The organism is Acinetobacter sp. A22, assembly GCF_030913345.1.
GTDB lineage: Bacteria > Pseudomonadota > Gammaproteobacteria > Pseudomonadales > Moraxellaceae > Acinetobacter > Acinetobacter junii.
This window is the reverse complement of the sequence record NZ_CP133162.1, coordinates 2999683-3018539: the sequence shown is the minus strand read 5'-3', so window position 1 is coordinate 3018539 and position 18857 is coordinate 2999683. Positions and strand designations below refer to the sequence as shown.

Genomic DNA, 18857 nt, shown 5'->3' with positions numbered 1-18857 from the left:
GTTTCTTTTAGTTTACGGGCAATTAACCTGTAATCTTCTTATATTTGGTGCGTTTCTGGGCCGCATCTTCACCTAAACGTGACTGACGGTATGCTTCGTATTCTGCATAGTTACCAGTATAGAATTCTGGTTGTTCGTTTTCGAACGATAAGATATGCGTTGCAATACGGTCAAGGAACCAACGGTCATGCGATACTACCATTACCGTACCAGGGAATACCAAAATAGCATCCTCTAGTGCACGTAAAGTTTCGATATCCAAATCGTTTGATGGCTCATCCAGTAGGATTACGTTAGCGCCCATTTGAAGGATCTTGGCAAGTTGTAAACGGTTACGTTCACCACCAGACAATTCACCTACGCGTTTTTGCTGATCTTGACCTTTAAAGTTAAAGCGACCGATATATGCACGTGATGCAATTTCGTAATCACCAATTTTTAAGATATCTAAACCACCAGAAACTTCTTCCCAAACAGTTTTATTGTTGTCTAGGGTGTCACGGATCTGACCAACATAAGCCACTTTAACTGAATCACCTAATGTCACAGTACCTGTATCAGGTTGCTGCTCACCAGTCATCATACGGAATAACGTCGTCTTACCTGCACCGTTTGGACCAACGATACCGACAATCGCTGTAGGCGGTACAGTAAAGCTTAAGTTCTCGTACAATACGCGACCATCAAACGATTTACTGATGCCTTCAACTTCTACAACCTTATTACCTAGACGTGGACCAGGTGGAATGTAGATTTCAGACGTTTCATTACGCTGTTGGAATTCTTTAGAGTTAAGCTCTTCAAAACGTTCCATACGCGCTTTGTTTTTCTTTTGCTGACCTTTCGCATTTGAACGAACCCATTCAAGTTCTTTTTTCAATGCTTTAGCAAAAGATTCTTCTTGTTTCTGTTCTTGCTCTAAACGCGCATTCTTTTGCTCTAACCAAGAAGAATAGTTACCTTGATAAGGAATACCATGTCCACGGTCAAGTTCAAGAATCCACTCAGCCACGTTATCTAAGAAATAACGGTCATGCGTAATCGCAACGATAGTACCAGGGAAATCTTTTAAGAAACGCTCTAACCAAGTAACTGATTCAGCATCCAAATGGTTCGTTGGTTCGTCTAGAAGCAACATGTCTGGCTTAGAAAGCAATAAACGACACAATGCTACACGACGGCGCTCACCACCTGAGAGTTTAGTAACATCAGCATCCCAAGCAGGAAGATTTAATGCGTCAGCAGCAATCTCAAGTTGATTATTGAGATTATGGGCATCCCAAGCATGAATAATTGATTCTAACTTTTCTTGCTCTTTTGCAAGTGCATCAAAATCAGCATCAGGATCAGCGTATTCAGCAAAAACTTGATCAAGACGTTCTAGAGCATCAAGTGCCTCACGTACGCCATCTTCAACGTTTCCGCGAACATCTTTAGTAGGATCAAGTGGCGGTTCTTGTTCTAAATAACCGATTTTGATTCCAGGTTGTGCACGAGCTTCACCAGAGAAATCTTTATCTACGCCCGCCATAATACGGAGCAAGGTAGACTTACCTGCACCGTTTAAACCAAGCACACCAATTTTTGCACCTGGGAAAAATGATAAAGAGATGTCTTTTAAGATTTCGCGCTTAGGCGGAACCATCTTCGACACTCGGTTCATCGTATAAATATATTGGGCCACGCAGGACTCCTCAATTGAAAAACCAATACATCGCAAAAAGCGAAAAATAATCGCACGTATTATACGCTGAAAACCCAATCAACATGAAGTTAAGTTAGATTTTGTTTGTGCCGATTAAAAGCATTTTCTTTTTCAAGACATTACGCCATTTGATTAAAAACACACAGCAAGTCTTATGCAGCCACATCTTGCTATAGATATGAATAAAACGCTATAAATCGCATAATTTATGCACCATTTTGGATAAGTTTTAGGCTACACTCGCTGATTATTTAACTCACGAAGATGATGTAACCATGACATACAAAGATGAAACTTTAGCCATTCATGCGGGATATTCACCAGAAGCAACCACCAAAGCAGTGGCTGTTCCAATTTATCAAACAACATCTTATGCCTTTGATAACACTCAACATGGTGCCGATTTATTTGATTTAAAAGTTCAAGGCAATATTTATACTCGAATCATGAATCCCACCACAGCAGTACTTGAGCAACGTATCGCTGCACTGGAAGGCGGGATTGGCGCTTTGGCACTAGCATCAGGAATGGCAGCGATCACCTATTCGATTCAAACGATTACTGAAGCCGGTGACAATATTGCATCTGTATCCACTTTATACGGTGGTACTTATAACCTATTTGCGCATACATTGCCGAAACAAGGGATTGAAGTTCGTTTCTTTGATTATCAGAATCCCGAAGCTTTACGTTCTATTATTGATGATAAGACCAAACTGGTCTTTGTTGAGTCGATCGGAAACCCTCTTGGGAATATCATCGACCTAGAAGCAATCTCTAAAATTGCGCATGAATATGGTGTCCCTGTTATTGTAGATAATACTGTTGCAACTCCTGCTTTATTGAAACCATTTGAATTTGGTGCAGATATCGTGGTTCATTCTCTGACGAAATACATTGGCGGACATGGCAACAGTATTGGTGGTGTCATCATTGATAGTGGCAAATTCCCTTGGGGCAAATATCCTGAACGTTTTAAAGCGTTGAATACACCAGATCCAAGCTATCACGGCGTGAATTATGTTGAAGTTCTAGGTGAAGCTGCTTATATCGCACGTGCACGCGTTGTTCCGCTACGCAATACAGGGGCTGCGATTAGTCCGCTGAGTGTGTTTTTGATCTTACAAGGCTTAGAAACTTTAAGCCTTCGTATGGAGCGCCATACGGAGAATGCTCTGAAAGTTGCAAATTATTTGAAACAACATCCAAAAGTAAAATGGGTCAATTATGCAGGTTTAAGTGACCATCCACAGCATCATTTGGCACAAAAGTATGTGAAAGGTAAACCTTCTGCGATTCTTTCTTTTGGCGTACAAGATGGTCGTGAAGGAGGAACTCGTTTTATTGATGCATTACAGTTGTTTACTCGTCTCGTAAACATTGGTGACGCAAAGAGTTTGGCATGCCATCCAGCAACTACAACTCATCGCCAATTGAATGCAGAAGAACTTCAATCTGCAGGCGTGAGTGAAGATCTCGTTCGTTTATCTGTTGGTATTGAGCATATTGATGACCTGATTGCCGACCTCGAACAAGCTCTTGCACAAGTATAATTTATAAGCAAAAGAATAAGCCCCATAATTGGGGCTTATTTTTTATACAAAATCCATTAAATATTTGTTCTTTTTCAAGTATTACAATATCTTGTTTTAGAGCTTTTACTCTAAAAAATTATTATGTTTCAAATATTTAAACTGGACAAACCTAAAATATCGGTTAATATTACACCAAAATAAAGTGCAGTGTTTAATCGCAATAAGAAAGCATTGCAAACAACAGCTTGATTAATGTAGGACACGTACATGAACGCAAAACTTAAAAAACTTTTTCAACAAAAAGTCGACGGTAAAACAATCATTGTTACTGGTGCATCAAGTGGTATTGGTTTAACAGTTTCAAAATATCTTGCTCAAGCTGGCGCTCATGTCTTGTTGCTTGCTCGTACTAAAGAAAAATTAGATGAAGTCAAAGCTGAGATTGAAGCTGAGGGTGGAAAAGCTTCTGTTTTTCCATGTGACCTTAACGACATGGAATCAATTGATGCAGTTTCAAAAGAAATTTTAGCTGCTGTTGATCACATCGATATTTTAGTGAATAACGCAGGTCGTTCAATTCGTCGTGCTGTACATGAGTCTGTTGATCGTTTCCATGATTTCGAACGTACAATGCAATTAAATTACTTCGGTGCAGTACGTTTGGTATTGAATATCTTGCCACACATGATGCAACGTAAAGACGGTCAAATCATCAATATCAGTTCGATTGGTGTACTTGCAAATGCAACCCGCTTCTCTGCTTATGTAGCGTCTAAAGCGGCATTGGATGCATTTAGCCGTTGTTTATCTGCTGAAGTTCACTCACACAAAATTGCAATCACTTCGATTTATATGCCGTTAGTGCGTACCCCAATGATTGCACCAACTAAAATCTATAAATATGTACCGACGCTTTCTCCTGAACAAGCAGCAGACTTGATTGCTTATGCGATTGTGAAACGTCCGAAAAAGATCGCAACCAACTTAGGTCGTCTCGCATCAATTACTTATGCGATTGCACCGGATGTAAATAATATTTTGATGTCGATCGGCTTTAACTTATTCCCAAGCTCTACAGCATCTATCGGTGAGCAAGAGAAATTAAATCTTGTACAACGTGCCTATGCGCGCTTGTTCCCAGGTGAACACTGGTAATCTGCGATAATTTGAAAAAGCCTCCTCTACGGAGGCTTTTTTATGTACAAAAATACAATGTGTATAAATCCAGACTTATCCACAGGGTGTTGATTATCTAAGCAGATTTCGGCTGTTGTCCGACCCAACGACTGGTTTTTTCTAAAGCCAATTTCAGATCAGTTTCATGTATATTCCACTTTTGAATCAGTTGAGCCAATGAAGTCGTATTCAGTGGCTCAGTTCGAATAAAATCTAACATTTCCTTAGACATCTCTAACTGCTGAGCCAGCCATTTCCATTTTAGTATCACTCTTAAGACAGCTAAAGGCACATAGCGTGTAGGTGCTTGCTGATTAACTTGTGTAGCGATGATATTAAACATCTCAGCTAAAACAAAACGTTGTTGATGAGCTACCAACAGTTCACGTTGGGCTAAACTGTTCTCGGTTGCAGCAAGTGCCATGACTTTCACCAAGTAATCTACTGTCACCAGTGGCAAATAATGTTGAGGTGTAGCAGGTATTGCACCCATTTTTTTCCGCTTTAATAAATCCACCATTTGGGCAATCGGTTGATTGTCAGGAATTTCTCCCGTAAGCGCATCGCCCACAACAGTTGCTGGATGAATGATTGTCCAATCAATCTTTAATTCTTCTGCCAATCTCATCCACGCATAATGAGCTTCGATCTTGGATGCCTCATACGCACCCAATTGTTGATAAACCCTATTCCAATCAGTGGTTTCAGGTTGATCGAGACAAATTCCCGCTTGTTGTAAATGCGAGTGAATAGTCAACATGTACCCTGAAACGTGGATGGCACGATCTAATTTGCAGTATTTATTCAGACTTGAAAGTAAATTCAGTGCCCCTTCAACATTAACCTTGCGCGCATGTCGCATACTCAAATCCCAAGCAAACAATGCACTACTGTTGTACAAAGTATTCACTTGCTGCAATTGTTCCCAAGTGCTGCTCTCTATACCCAAATCAACTTGCGTCACATCACCTTGCACACACTGAAAACGCTCTAAACTTATATTTCGATTTCTCAGCCAATCTTCGAGCTGTCTTTGCTGCTGAGCTTTATTACGGAGCAATGCAAAAACTTGATGTCCTTGTTGTAACAATTCGGCAATCAAAAACCGCCCAACAAATCCTGTAGCACCAGCAACAAAAGCGACTTGTAAAGATTGCTCTACTTTTAAAGTTGTTTGTTTCATTTGAATGACTCTTTTTTGTCGTTGTAGGAATAGGCTAAAGGATGGAGTACACTCAAAGGTCAAGGGTATTTTTATAAAAACTCAAAAATAAAAAGGTCTTATTATGTTGATTGGACAATTATCTAAACATAGCGAATTAAGTAAGGATACTATTCGTTTTTATGAGAAAATGGCGCTTATACAATCAGTTACTTGCGCTAATGGCTACAAAGACTATCCAGAGCAAACTTTGCAACAACTATTATTAATTCGAACGGCAAAAAATTTGGGATTCTCACTCAATGAAATTAAACAAATTTTAGAAATGACCTCAGAACAAGAAATACCTGCGCATCAAATGCAAAATATCTTTCAAGAAAAACTCGCGGCGATAGATGAAAAAATCTTTCAACTCCAACAAATTCGAAACATGCTGAGCCAATTCACTCAAGGTGAACCGTGTCCTTTGCGAAGGGATTGTTCTATTCCACAATTAAAGTAATTGTTTTTTAATAAATTACTATTTAATCGTCACTATATTCTTACTGCTAAAGCCTTCCAGAACTCTCAGGTCTTTCTCACCATCTAAAAATACAGTCATAAAAAGCATACAAGATAGTGTCATTTTCATGCTTTTTTAGCGGTATATAACAAACAGTAAAGATTCAGTAACAGAATCTTGCTTAGTGTAGAAAGGATCAGATATGAGTCAGACATATAGCAAGGAAGAAAGAACGAGCCGCATTAAAGGCATCGTTGGTGCAGCATCAGGGAATTTAGTGGAATGGTTTGATTTTTATATCTATGCCGTTTTTGCTGCTTATTTTACTCATGCATTAACCGCTCCAGATATGGAACCAACGACCAAAGCCATTTATGTGTGGGGGGTGTTTGCAGCGAGTTTCTTTATGCGTCCAATTGGAAGCTGGTTGTTTGGACGAATTGCTGATCGGCATGGTCGTAAAAAATCGATGGTGATCTCTATTTGCCTGATGGCACTCAGCTCATTTCTTTTTGCTGCCCTACCAACCTATGATCAAGTCGGCATGCTCGCTCCATTTTTATTACTGATGGTTCGCTTATTACAGGGATTATCTGTAGGCGGTGAATATGGTGCAGTTGCCACCTATATGAGTGAACTGGGTTTAAAAGGTCAGCGTGGTTTTTTTGCTTCTTTTCAATACGTCACCTTATCAGGAGGCCAACTACTAGCAAGCTTACTTGGGGTCATCTTACTGGGCTTCATGACCGAACAACAATTAAATGATGGGGGATGGCGTATTCCCTTCGTGATTGGCGGTGTCGCTGCATTGCTTTCATTGGCTGCACGTAGCCGTTTAGAAGAAACCTTATCAAATGAAGATGCTGAACGTGAAGAATCGGGAAGCTTAATTGCACTATTAAAGCAACATTGGAAAACTTTCTTATTGGTGGTGGGTTATACCTCAGCAGGTTCACTGACATTTTATGTAGTGACTGTATATTCAAAGACCTACCTAACCAATATTGGCATGGATGGCAAAACAGTGGGGTTTATCATGACCACTGCTTTATTTGTTTTTATGATCGCTCAACCCTTTTTTGGAATGTTGTCTGATCGAATTGGCCGTCGTGCCTCTATGCTCGCTTTTAGTCTATTGAGTGCTATTTTCATCTATCCCGTGATGGTAACAGGAATGCGTAGTTTTGCAGACTCGCCTGTGATTATTACCTTATTGCTCATTTTCTTGATGATGTTGTTGAGCTTCTACACTTCAATTAGTGGTTTGGTCAAAGCAGAAATGTTCCCGCCTCATGTACGCGCATTAGGTGTTGGTTTCTCCTATGCGGTGGGTAATGCACTATTTGGTGGTTCTGCACCTTCTGTTGCACTGTTATTCAAAGATGCAGGTATTGAAAATACATTCTTCGTATATGTCATTATCATGTTGATCATTTGTTTCTTCTGTAGTTGGGCATTACCGAAAAAACCTGAATATTTAGAACATGACCACTGATAAAATTTAATCATTTAAATCAACCACTTTTGTTCTACTAAAAGTGGTTTTTTATTTTTATTGATCAAGATAAGGATTAAATTTAACTAAATATTTAAACCCACTTTGTACCACCATCGCAGTACGTGATTTCGGACGAGCTCGAGCTTCATGTTGGGTGAATTCAATCATATGTTGATTAAAATCTAAACGCGGATATTGTTGATTTAACTGTGTTCTGAATGTAGTAGAGAACTCAAAACCACGGCTGCCTATCACATCACAACTGGCTGCTTGTTGTAGTAAATGAGCTTCTACACCATCCTCAAGCGCCACGAATGGATTCATATGCATACTGATCGCATCAAATAATTGATCAGCACGTGGTATTTGCCAACCACGTTGTATTGACCAATCTTTGGCTGCATAAGCGCCATGTCCTGCAAAGCAGCGACAGTTTGCATGGTGTTGGTAATGCTGCTCAGTCATTCCCAAATCATGCAACAAACATGAAACTGCCAATAACTCCTCATCCGTTTTTAGCTTTTGAAGCTTGGAAAATGCAACGGCGTAATACCAAGTCCTCAAACAATGATTTTGTAAGGCAATTGAGCTACAGGACTGCATCTTTTCAATTGCGTGTTTGATCTCGACACTATCAGGCAAATGCAAATCATCTATCTGTAATATTTTTGGAGTTTTGGTCATACTGCTTGCAAATGCATACATTTTTACACTTTGCTGAAGTACAGGCAGCAAACTATGACTTAACAATGTCATACGATCTGTTAAGGATAAATCACCTGAAGTTTGAACCATCCATACCTGTCGACCGATTTGCATTTGACCCACCAATAAAATTAGAGTAATTACTCTAATTTTTATAAGTATTCTGTTTATATGTCAACTCAGGATAATAAAGCGTTCCAGAAATCAACTAATTCAACCAAAATACCAAACCATAAAAGCATGCCAAACTTAATATAATTGTTAACAAGGTATGACGAACTACATAGGCAATCAAAATCGTCAAAATTGTGGCGAGAAAATAAGGATTGAGTAAGCTCTCACGAAATGCACCATGCTCATCCATAAACACGATTGGGGTGGCAATTGCAGTCAATAAACATGGAGCAGAATACTGCAAAGATTGTTGAAACCATTTCGGCAGTCGCAAAGGAAGATTAGGTTCAAGCAATATATAGCGATTCATAAATACAACTAATGCCAGAATAATCAGGATAAACCAAGTCATACTTTACGCTCCCGAAAATTCTGTAAGCAAGTTGCAGCAAACATCCCGATCACTCCAGCCATGATTGCTGCACTTTTAATTCCTAGACTTAAAAAAACCACCGTTAATGTGACTGAAACAAGCACACCAACCAAAGTATTTAAGTTTTTAATAAATGGAACCACGATTGCAATAAAAGTTGCCACAATGGAAAAATCGAGATGGTATTGATCTAAATTAGGGACTGCAGAAGCAAGGAATACACCACAAGCGCTAAACAGTACCCAACACAAATAAAAACAAAATCCAGCACCAAGTAGATAATGAATATAATGTTGTTGCTTTTTAATACTCACCGCGAACAATTCATCCGTCAGCAAAAAACCCAACATCAAACGATTTTTTAAGGGTTGTTTGGAGATATCTTCTCGCAAATACAAAGCATATAAATAATGCTGTGTAGTAATCAGAAAAACTGAAATAATGATCGTCAACGCAGGTGTACCCGCCATCACTAGCCCTAAAGTCATCAACTGTGCTGCACCCGCAAAGACAAGTGCAGACATTGCAATGGCTTGCATAGTTGTAAGGCCTGCTTGAATCGCCATCGAACCTGCCAACAAGCCCCAAGGCAATACGGCAAAACACAATGGAAGTATTTTGATCACTCCATTTAAAAATGCCCGTGATTCGGTCATCGGGGTATGATCTATGTTTTCAGCTAACATCTACATCACAATCATTGATTAAAAACCCAATGACTATGCCAAATCTAGATCATCCAAGCTTGTATAAAATTGCTGTTTTTTATTTGAGATAAGCAATATAACCGCCTGGCGTAATACGAAATGTTTGACGAAAATGCCGACTAAAATGACTTTGATCTGAGAAACCACATTGCTGTGAAATTTCTGATAAGTTCAAACCCTGTCTTAATAATTTTTGTGATTTCTGTAATCGCGCTTGGATCAACCACGCATGTGGTGAGAGTCCGACATGCTTTTTAAATTGACGTAAAAAATGCCACTGGCTCAGATTCGCCATTTCAGCCAATTCGATGAGTGAAAACTCTTGCTCAGGCATACTCGCCATTAATTCTTTAATATTTAAAATACGCTGTTTTGCATTACTGAGGTCAGCGGCATGCGGTTTTGTTTGGCTATATTTTGAGATTAGCCAAGCAATCGTCGATAAGAACAAGGTTTGTTTGAGCAAGGTATTGCTCGGTTGTTCTAGCAAATCAAATAGTAATCGTAATTGCTGTGCCAAACCTTCGTCATGCAACACGGCTTCTCTAAACCACGGTGCTGTGCCATGAATATTCGTGAGATCACGCGTCAGTTCATGGAAAATTTCTGGAGTTGGATAAATTGCTCGATAACGCCAGCCCGTTTCTACCGCAGATGAGCCAGTATGTACTTCATCAGCATTCACCAAAATAATATCGCCTTGCGGTGCGACATGATTGCCCCCTGTGCGATAAAAACGTTGCGCACCCTCTTCAATCACACCGATACAAAATCCTTCATGAACATGTCGCGAGAACTCCTGCTGAAAGTAACTGGCTTTCAACATTTCTAAACCACCGAGTTCTTCGAGGTGTAAATAATCGACTTGTTCACGAGGTCTACGTGACATCACGACCTCCATTGCAGTGTAGGCATCAGCTCAGGTTAGCTCGATTTGATGAAATTTATAGAATAAAATTGCTGTTTTATATTTCATAATCTATTTACAACTTTATTAAATCATTTCTAACTACAAACAAAAAACCTTCCCGAAGGAAGGTTTTTTTAACAGATTAGCTTATTTAGAGCCTTTAATCCCTGCTTGTAATAACAAGGCACCTAAACCACCTATTTTTTGCTCTTGCGGTTTTTCAGCTTTTGGCTTGTTATTTTGCGGACGCTTAAAGTCACCCTCTTTACGTGGAGGACGTTGACCTTGAGGCTTACGTTCTGAACGCTCAGTACGCTCTTGCTGTGGACGCTGCTGCTGACGTGGTGCTTTAGTAGGCGCAGAACCTTCAGCACGCATACTCAAGTTCACACGATTACGTTCAACATCAACTTGCATCACACGAACTTGCACGATCTGACCTGGTTTCACAACTTTGTGTGGGTCAGAAACGAATTCATTTGCAAGTTCAGAGATATGCACTAAACCATCTTGGTGTACACCTACGTCCACGAATGCACCAAAGTTGGTTACATTGGTTACAACACCTTCAAGCTGCATCCCCTCAGTTAGTTGTGCAACTTCGGTAATGTCTTCACGGAACTTCGCTGTACGGAACTCAGGACGAGGGTCACGACCTGGTTTTTCCAATTCAGCTAAAACGTCTTGAATCGTCGGCAAACCGAATTTGTCATCGACAAACTCTTCTGCTTTTACTTGGCGAATAATTTCTGTATTACCAATGATGTCTTTTACAGTCGTTGCTTTTGCGGCAACAATTTTCTCAACCAAGCCATAACTTTCAGGGTGAACAGCAGATGCATCTAATGGCTCAGAACCATCTTGAACACGCAAGAAACCAGCTGATTGTTCAAAAGTACGCTCGCCTAAACGTGGAACTTTCTTCAATGCTTGACGATTATCAAAACGTCCGTTTTCTTTACGATATTCAACGATTTGTTGTGCAATCGCTTTGTTTAAACCTGCGATATAAGCCAAGATCGCTGGAGATGCTGTATTGACATCCACACCCACCGCGTTCACACAGTCTTCAACAACTGCATCTAGTGTTTTTGCTAAACCTGTTTGGTTTACATCGTGTTGGTACTGACCTACACCAATTGATTTTGGATCAATCTTTACAAGCTCTGCTAATGGATCTTGTAAACGACGAGCGATTGAAACCGCACCACGAATAGATACATCAAGTTCTGGAAGTTCTTGTGCAGCCAATTCACTTGCAGAATAAACAGATGCACCTGCTTCACTTACAGTGATACGTGTTAATTTCAGATCCGTATTTGCCGCCATCATTTCAGCAACAACAGCTTCTGTTTCACGGCTTGCTGTTCCATTACCAATCGCAATAAGTTCCACGTGGAACTCTCTGCATAAACGCGCAAGCTCCGCAATCGAACCTTCTTTATCTTCTTTCGGTGCAAATGGATAGATCGTGCTGTGTGCAAGGACATCACCAGCTTTACTAATCACTGCCAGTTTTACCCCTGTACGAATACCAGGATCAACACCTAAAGTAACACGACCACCTGCTGGTGCAGATAGAAGTAAATGACGCAAGTTCTCTGCAAATACATCCATTGCTTCAGCTTCAGCAGATAGACGCTTATCTGTTAGCAATGAGTGTTCAATCTGTGGACGAATCTTACCTAACCAGAATAATTTTGCAGTTTGCTTTAAATAATCTTGACGACTCTGTGGTTGTACTTGGTCTAAGTTGTACTCAGTTTCAATACGCGCCAATGGTGCATCATCTTCACCATCCACTTTTAAACCTAATACATTTTCTTGACGACCACGTAGCATCGCTAACAAACGGTGTGAAGGAACTTTGTTTAAGTTTTCAGAGAACTCAAAGTAATCACGGAATTTCTTACCAACTTCTTTTTTCTCTTCAGATGCCACAGCACTCTTTAGCACAGCAGTTTTAGAAAAAGTTTGTTTTAATTCAGTGGTTAACGCAATATTTTGCGCCCAATCATCAATTAAAATATGCTGAATCGCATCCAACTGACTTTCAAGATCTGGGTAATCTTCATGGCTGAAGCCTGATAATGCTTCTGTAGGATCAACTTGTTCAGCAAAAATCTTTTCTGCAATCGGCCCTAAACCGGCTTCTTTCGCTTTGAAAGATTTGCTTGTGCGTTTTGGACGATACGGCGCATAAATTTCTTCTAATGCATTCTTGGTTTCAGCCGCATTTACACGTGCAAGTAAATCATCACTTAACTTATCTTGTTCTTGTAAAGATTGAATCACTTTCTCACGACGTTCGTACAAATCACGTAGGTAAGCCAAACGTGTGTCGAGTTGACGCAATTGAGTATCGTCTAAGCCTTGCGTGACTTCTTTACGGTAACGTGCAATAAAGGGAACACTGGCGCCTTCATCAATTAAACGAATAGCAGCTTCTACTTGGTTTGGACGTACGGCAAGTTCATTTGCCAACTGCTGAACTAAGTCAGTCATCGTGATTGATTCCACAAGGGTTAATTCTAAAAGCACTGATTATAAAGTCCACGGCTATAAAATCCACCATTGTTTTTTTGAAAATTTTACGAGTAGATTATGCAAATTGATCAATGTTTCTAAAATCCCAAGATTTTTTCAGCTAAATATTGAAAAATAGATTGATTGTCATAATTTTACCTGTATATGTTTGGTATCTATCTCTTGATTTTATTGGCAATATTTGTTGCTTTATAACATAGCCAAACCTGTGCAATGAATCGTATACTGCCTGACATTGCATAATTACGATGACAATAAACGATAAAGGAGCACATCATGAGTTTAGTTGTACCTGCTGAATCGACGGAAACCGTACACCATGAGACAGACCGAGTCGAACGCATTTTAGTGGTCGATGACGATGTGCGTTTGCGTACGCTTTTGCAACGATTTTTAGAAGATAAAGGTTTTGTAGTCAAAACTGCTCATGACGCGACACAAATGGATCGTTTATTACAACGTGAATTGTTTTCGTTGATCGTTCTTGATTTCATGCTTCCTGTCGAAGATGGCTTAAATATTTGTCGCAGATTACGTCAATCTAATATTGACACTCCAATTATCATGTTGACGGCACGTGGAAGTGACTCTGATCGCATTGCAGGTTTGGAAGCTGGCGCAGACGATTATTTACCGAAACCATTTAACCCAAATGAACTTTTAGCTCGTATTCGTGCTGTATTACGTCGCCAAGTGCGTGAAGTACCAGGTGCACCGAGCCAACAAGTTGAAGTTGTTAGCTTTGGACCATGGTCTTTAGATCTTTCAACTCGTACACTTACTCGTGAAGGTCAAGTCGTGACTTTGACGACTGGTGAATTCGCTGTATTAAAAGCCTTGGTTCAACATCCACGTGAACCTTTGACCCGCGATAAATTGATGAATTTAGCACGTGGTCGTGAATGGGGTGCAATGGAGCGTTCGATTGATGTTCAAGTGTCTCGTTTACGCCGTTTAATCGAAGACAACCCTGCCCGCGCTCGTTATATTCAAACCGTTTGGGGTGTAGGCTATGTTTTTGTTCCAGATGGTGCTGAGTAAGTTCAGGAATTTCAACGTTGAAACTGGAACCCATTGACCCTCAAACTTTTACTGAGTTTGTATCTTACTCTGAACGACCACGTACCAAGTGGGAACGTTTCTTAGATAAGATCAAACCACGTTCCGCTGCGATGCGTACCACTATTTTGGTACTGTTCACCGTATTCTTCAGCTTATTTATGTCTTTGTGGTTCTTCTGGCGAACTTTGTATTTGCCAGAGTTACAACAACATGCACGCTATCTCGCAATTGAATTAGAGCTGGTCAATAATCCTGATATTCGAATTTTGCATCGTGATACAGAAGTCGATATTGATACATGGTTAAAAAACCGTATTGGTATCGAATACATCACTGATCCGAAAGAATTTCCAAAGATTGAAGACAAATTTCTAGCTGAATTATTTACTGATGAAATCGAAGCCAAACTTGCCAAAGAGTTAGGTGTTGATAACGTCACCGTTTATTTTAAATTTAAACCAATTCCTCGTATCTGGATTCAAACTCCAGAGATGAATGGTAACTGGGTGCGTGAACCACTAAAAACCTATACCAATTACAGTGTTGAACTGATTGCAACATGGTTATTTGGTGTACCGATCTTATCTTCAATTATTATTCTAACCTTGGTTCGCCAAATGAATCGTCCATTGCGTCGATTACAAAATGCCGCCAATAGTTATAGTAAAACAGGTAAAGCACCTTATTTAGATACTAATCACGGGCCTTTAGAAATTCGTCAGGTGAACCAAGCTTTTAACCATATGGTTTATACGCTTGAACAAACTGAGCGAGACCGTCAAATTATGTTGGCTGGGATTTCCCACGATTTGCGCACACCATTGACGCGTATTCGTCTCACTGCAGAAATGCTACCCGATGAATTCTTTCGTGAAGGTCTAATTTATGATGTTGATGATATGGATGCGATTCTTAATCAATTCATTTCGTACATGCGTGATGGATCGGATGAAGAACTCACTGATACCAATATCAACACGTTGCTGCAAGAACTTGTCATTCAATTCAAACCATTAGATATACGTTTTGAAATGCAGGATTTACCTATTATTCCTGCTCGTAGTCTCTCTTTAAAGCGTCTGATCGCCAATTTAATCAATAATGCGAAACGCTATGGTGCCGAACCGATTGAACTTTCTGCAAGCCATGTAGACGAACACATCCTCATCACTGTTGCTGATCATGGTGAAGGCATTCCACCCGATCAAGTTGAAGAACTCATGCAACCCTTTGTACGTGGTAATTCAGCGCGCACTGTTCAAGGTAGCGGACTTGGCCTTGCAATCGTAAAACGTATTGTGGATATTCATCAGGGTAAAATTAGCATTCGCAATCGTGAGCAAGGTGGTTTAGAAGTTGTGATCTCTTTACCAATCGTGACTCCTCATGTTGAAGAGACTGAGAAAAATACGATTAGCAAGATTAAACAAACACTTAGTGAACACTTCTAATTCAATACAAGATCAATCAAAAATGTCTCGTATTTTTGCTCGCAAATCATCTTCTATTTCACATATTAGACCTTAGCCGTAGTCCAATTCCCTTTTGCTTTTTTAGCGCTAAAATCCATATCTAATGAAAAAGCAATATTGAGAATGGATGATGTCTTTAAGTCGTATTCGCCTTGCGTCTCTACACGACAAAGTGATGAGTGCAGAACAGGCTGCTCGCTTTATTGAAAATGATATGACGGTTGGTATGAGCGGATTTACTCGTGCAGGAGAAGCGAAAGCCGTTCCTCAAGCACTGGTTGAACAAGCCAAAAAAAATCCGTTAAAAATCACGTTAATTACTGGTGCAAGTCTCGGAAATGACTTAGACAAACAACTGACGGAAGCAGGTGTACTTGCGCGCCGCATGCCATTCCAAGTTGACAATACCTTACGTCGTGCAATTAATAACGGCGAAGTGATGTTTATTGACCAACATTTATCTGAAACCGTTGAACAAATGCGTAATCAGCAGCTCAAACGTCCAGATGTAGCTGTGATTGAAGCGGTCGCAATCACTGAAGATGGTCACATTGTTCCAACAACATCCGTTGGTAACTCGGCAAGCTTTGCAATTTTCGCTGAAAAAGTGATTGTAGAAATCAACACATCACTCAGCGAAAACTTTGAAGGCTTACACGATATTTACATCCCAACCTATCGTCCAACGCGTACACCGCTGCCTTTAACTCAAGTGGATGATCGTATCGGCTCTACTGCGATTCCAATCGATCCTGCAAAAATCGTCGGCATCGTGTTCAACGATACAGCTGACTCACCTTCAACAGTGACAGCGCCAGATGATGAGACTCAAGGCATTGCGAATCATTTGATTGCATTTTTTGAGAAAGAAGTTGCTGCTGGTCGTTTAGCGAAAAACTTAGGTCCTTTACAAGCGGGTATTGGTTCTATTGCAAACGCTGTTCTCACTGGTTTGAAAGATTCAAACTTCGAAGATCTTGTGATGTACTCTGAAGTACTTCAAGACTGTACGTTTGAGTTGATCGATGCAGGCAAAATGAAGTTTGCTTCTGGTAGCTCAATTACACTTTCAGCTCAGTGTGGCGAGCGTGTATTTGGCAATCTAGAGCACTACAAAGATAAATTGGTCTTACGTCCACAAGAAATTTCAAATCACCCTGAAATTGTGCGTCGCTTAGGTATTATTGGAATCAACACTGCCCTTGAATTTGATATTTATGGCAATGTGAACTCAACTCACGTTTGTGGTACCAAGATGATGAATGGTATCGGTGGCTCAGGTGATTTCGCACGTAATGCGCACTTAGCAATCTTTGTCACCAAGTCAATCGCAAAAGGTGGAGATATTTCTTCGATCGTGCCGATGGTGAGCCATGTTGATCACTGTGAACATGATGTTGATATTCTAGTGACAGAACAAGGCTTGGCTGACCTTCGTGGTTTAGCGCCGCGTGAGCGTGCACGTGTGATTATCGATAATTGTGTACACCCACTCTACCAAGCAGCATTAAACGATTATTTTGATCGTTCATGTGAGCGTGGTGGACATACGCCTCATATTCTTCGTGAAGCATTGTCATGGCATGCAAATTTTGAAGAAACAGGTCATATGCTATCGAACGGTTCTTTAGCTAAAACAGCTTAAATTTCCTTTGTAGCAAATAAAAGGCTGAATCTGTTGATTCAGCCTTTTTCTATTTAGAACTTCACACCGTAAGATATACCTAAGATATGTTGATCCATTTCTAGATTTGCCTCACCCCCACCAAATGCTGTCGGGATCGATTGATTGCCTTTTACGGTTTCTTTTAAACCATAGGTATAGGCAACACTTAACTCTTGCGCTCGGTCAATATCCCACGTCGCACCTAGACTAATATGATCTTTAATCACACCTGGTGCTAGAATATTTAAGAAAGTCTGATCTTGTGGGATAGGCTGATCATTATGGCTATAACCAGCACGCATTGTGAGTTGTGGATTGACTTGATAGCTTGCTCCCAACTTATAGACGTTAATATCTTTCCAACCGAAACCCTGTCCCTTTTCTGATCCGAAAGTATTCCCCTGCATCACAGAAGCTAAACTAAAAGGATTACCGACCGAATCAACATCCGAATAATTGATTCGCTGTATATCCGCTAATACAGTCAAAGCAGGGGTTAACTTGAAGCTCGCTCCAACCCCATAACTCTCAGGAACATCAAAATCACCCGATTCAGCAAATAAACCGCGATACTTATCAAATTTATCTGCATCAATTTTTGACGCATAGTTTGCTCCGACAGTAACGACATCATTTAATTTCGCACTCCAGCCCACTCGCACCCCAATCCCTGTAGCAGAGTCTTTACCTTTATTGCTTAGATTTTTTCCATCATTTGAAAATGGGGCAAAACCAGAAATTCCTTTCGCTTCAAAACGTTGATATAGAAAATTTGTCGCAATCCCGATTGATTGATTTTCACTATAGCGCCATGCAACCGTTGGAGAGACAAATACCTGAGATAAATCAACACCCGCTTCGCCTGTATTACCAAATGCAGCATAAGGATTACGTTTATAGGTCGTATTCATACCACCATTGCCATAAATCGCTAAGCCTAAAGCAACGCTATCATTTACTTTCTTATTGATCGCAAATTCAGGCAGTACAAAGTATTCACGACCATTACCGCTGTATTGTCCATTAGCACCTGCTAAGTTCCCCTCAATCGCAGCAGAGCGTTTAGGATTAAATAGAGTCGCACCAACATCCACACGGCTATCAATCCAGTTCAAACCTGATGGATTACTCGCTATAGTGAGCGCATCGTTAAATGCAGCTATAGAGGCACCAGCTTGACCTTGGGCTTTCACGCCATAACCATGCATAAAATAGCCCGTTGTCGCAGATGCGTGCTGTGCTATACCCGATAAAAGAACAACTGGAAGAGCTACCCCGATAAACTTTTGCATAACTTATATTCAACAAAAATAATATATTTGCAAGTATATTGTTTTTCTTTTATTCATATAACTAAGTAAAATTGAGATGCATATTCTTTTTTTTCATAAAGAGTTTTTAATATAGAACTTAGAAAGACTTAAATATGAATTACGCATAATTTAACCCATAAAAAAACCCCAAACTGATGTTTGGGGTTTTTGAATATGGTGGCGTGACCCAGGATCGAACTGGGGACACACGGATTTTCAATCCGTTGCTCTACCTACTGAGCTATCGCGCCAATGGCGTGTATTAAGCCGTATCTACAGCAAATAGTCAACAATTATCCTGAGCTTTTGATTTGATTGCCCATTTTTCAGGCAAAAAAGTCCAGATAAAA

At 40.1% G+C, this 18857-nt stretch carries 15 protein-coding genes and 1 tRNA gene; 7 read left to right on the top strand and 9 right to left on the bottom strand.

Features of this window, described 5'->3' with window-relative positions; all coding sequences use genetic code 11:
- Window positions 1–22: 22 nt before the first annotated feature.
- On the bottom strand, window positions 23–1684 hold the full coding sequence (gene ettA, locus Q9Q86_RS14655) for an energy-dependent translational throttle protein EttA (RefSeq protein ID WP_004964655.1): 1662 nt from the start codon (window positions 1682–1684) through the stop codon (window positions 23–25).
- Between the two features lie 296 nt (window positions 1685–1980).
- Between ettA and Q9Q86_RS14650 the strand changes: the two genes are divergently transcribed.
- The gene (locus tag Q9Q86_RS14650) at window positions 1981–3258 is read left to right on the top strand and encodes an O-acetylhomoserine aminocarboxypropyltransferase/cysteine synthase family protein (RefSeq protein ID WP_112987249.1); all 1278 of its coding nucleotides are present in this window, start codon (window positions 1981–1983) and stop codon (window positions 3256–3258) included.
- Between the two features lie 249 nt (window positions 3259–3507).
- Complete coding sequence (locus Q9Q86_RS14645; RefSeq protein WP_005156652.1) at window positions 3508–4395, top strand: SDR family NAD(P)-dependent oxidoreductase; 888 nt, start codon at window positions 3508–3510, stop codon at window positions 4393–4395.
- Between the two features lie 97 nt (window positions 4396–4492).
- Here the strand turns inward: Q9Q86_RS14645 and Q9Q86_RS14640 are convergent, their stop codons facing one another.
- The gene (locus Q9Q86_RS14640) at window positions 4493–5599 is read right to left on the bottom strand and encodes an SDR family oxidoreductase (RefSeq protein ID WP_112987248.1); all 1107 of its coding nucleotides are present in this window, start codon (window positions 5597–5599) and stop codon (window positions 4493–4495) included.
- A 103-nt stretch (window positions 5600–5702) separates the two neighbouring features.
- Here Q9Q86_RS14640 and Q9Q86_RS14635 point away from each other — a divergent pair, with 103 nt between their 5' ends.
- Together Q9Q86_RS14635 and Q9Q86_RS14630 are read left to right on the top strand one after the other, a co-directional pair.
- Window positions 5703–6080 (top strand): MerR family DNA-binding protein, encoded by a 378-nt coding sequence (locus Q9Q86_RS14635; protein WP_004909736.1) that lies wholly within the window; start codon window positions 5703–5705, stop codon window positions 6078–6080.
- Window positions 6081–6282: 202 nt separating this feature from the next.
- Window positions 6283–7575 carry an MFS transporter gene (locus Q9Q86_RS14630; protein WP_004951479.1) on the top strand — a complete coding sequence of 431 codons (1293 nt, stop codon included), beginning with the start codon at window positions 6283–6285 and terminating at the stop codon, window positions 7573–7575.
- Window positions 7576–7632: 57 nt separating this feature from the next.
- Here the strand turns inward: Q9Q86_RS14630 and Q9Q86_RS14625 are convergent, their stop codons facing one another.
- The 5 genes from Q9Q86_RS14625 to Q9Q86_RS14605 form a co-directional block, all read right to left on the bottom strand.
- Window positions 7633–8397, bottom strand: coding sequence for an HD domain-containing protein (locus Q9Q86_RS14625; protein WP_112987247.1), 765 nt, complete (start codon window positions 8395–8397; stop codon window positions 7633–7635).
- A 94-nt stretch (window positions 8398–8491) separates the two neighbouring features.
- A complete protein-coding gene (locus tag Q9Q86_RS14620; protein ID WP_004909748.1) occupies window positions 8492–8809 on the bottom strand; it encodes an AzlD domain-containing protein in 318 nt (105 codons plus the stop codon).
- A complete protein-coding gene (locus tag Q9Q86_RS14615; RefSeq protein WP_112987246.1) occupies window positions 8806–9516 on the bottom strand; it encodes an AzlC family ABC transporter permease in 711 nt (236 codons plus the stop codon). Before Q9Q86_RS14615 ends, Q9Q86_RS14620 begins: the two co-directional genes overlap by 4 nt.
- Before the next feature lie 79 nt (window positions 9517–9595).
- Window positions 9596–10426 carry an AraC family transcriptional regulator gene (locus Q9Q86_RS14610; protein WP_112987245.1) on the bottom strand — a complete coding sequence of 277 codons (831 nt, stop codon included), beginning with the start codon at window positions 10424–10426 and terminating at the stop codon, window positions 9596–9598.
- A gap of 168 nt (window positions 10427–10594) precedes the next feature.
- The gene (locus Q9Q86_RS14605; RefSeq protein WP_112987244.1) at window positions 10595–12952 is read right to left on the bottom strand and encodes a Tex family protein; all 2358 of its coding nucleotides are present in this window, start codon (window positions 12950–12952) and stop codon (window positions 10595–10597) included.
- Between the two features lie 318 nt (window positions 12953–13270).
- Between Q9Q86_RS14605 and ompR the strand changes: the two genes are divergently transcribed.
- The 3 genes from ompR (at window position 13271) to Q9Q86_RS14590 (ending at window position 17173) form a co-directional block, all read left to right on the top strand.
- On the top strand, window positions 13271–14035 hold the full coding sequence (gene ompR / locus Q9Q86_RS14600; RefSeq protein WP_112987243.1) for a two-component system response regulator OmpR: 765 nt from the start codon (window positions 13271–13273) through the stop codon (window positions 14033–14035).
- A 17-nt stretch (window positions 14036–14052) separates the two neighbouring features.
- The gene (locus tag Q9Q86_RS14595; RefSeq protein WP_004964683.1) at window positions 14053–15507 is read left to right on the top strand and encodes an ATP-binding protein; all 1455 of its coding nucleotides are present in this window, start codon (window positions 14053–14055) and stop codon (window positions 15505–15507) included.
- Window positions 15508–15658: 151 nt separating this feature from the next.
- Entirely contained in the window at window positions 15659–17173 is a 1515-nt protein-coding gene (locus tag Q9Q86_RS14590) for an acetyl-CoA hydrolase/transferase family protein (RefSeq protein ID WP_004964686.1), read from the top strand.
- 53 nt (window positions 17174–17226) lie between these two features.
- Here Q9Q86_RS14590 and Q9Q86_RS14585 read toward each other — a convergent pair whose 3' ends face one another.
- Both Q9Q86_RS14585 and Q9Q86_RS14580 read right to left on the bottom strand, forming a co-directional pair.
- Window positions 17227–18486: an OmpP1/FadL family transporter gene (locus tag Q9Q86_RS14585; RefSeq protein ID WP_112987242.1), complete on the bottom strand. Its 1260-nt coding sequence runs from the start codon at window positions 18484–18486 to the stop codon at window positions 17227–17229.
- Window positions 18487–18682: 196 nt separating this feature from the next.
- Window positions 18683–18758 (bottom strand) — tRNA-Phe (locus Q9Q86_RS14580).
- Window positions 18759–18857 lie beyond the last annotated feature (99 nt).